We start from the raw sequence: 257 nt of genomic DNA, 5'->3' as shown, positions 1-257 counted from the left end.
GCCCTATCTGCAAATGCCGCTTTCGGCCGTTCCGAACCCGTTCGGCGGCGACTACAAGAGCTTTGCGGATCACAACAACGCCATGCTGTGCCGCTTCCTCGACACTTTCGGCTTCGATTACGAGTTCGCCAGCGCGACCGAATATTACAAATCCGGCAAGTTCGACGCGGTGCTTCTCAAGGCCGTCGAGCGCTATGACGACATCATGAAGGTGATGCTGCCGACGCTCGGCGAAGAACGGCAGGCAACCTACAGCC

At 58.4% G+C, this 257-nt stretch carries 1 pseudogene; it reads left to right on the top strand.

Annotated features, from left to right (window positions below):
• A pseudogene (gene lysK / locus R0J92_RS24520) lies at window positions 1-257 on the top strand (lysine--tRNA ligase); the annotation flags it as partial.

Source organism: Tritonibacter sp. SIMBA_163 (genome assembly GCF_046535935.1).
GTDB classification, from domain to species: domain Bacteria; phylum Pseudomonadota; class Alphaproteobacteria; order Rhodobacterales; family Rhodobacteraceae; genus Epibacterium; species Epibacterium scottomollicae.
The sequence above is the reverse complement of the archived record's forward strand: the minus strand, read 5'-3'. Positions and strand labels throughout refer to the sequence as shown.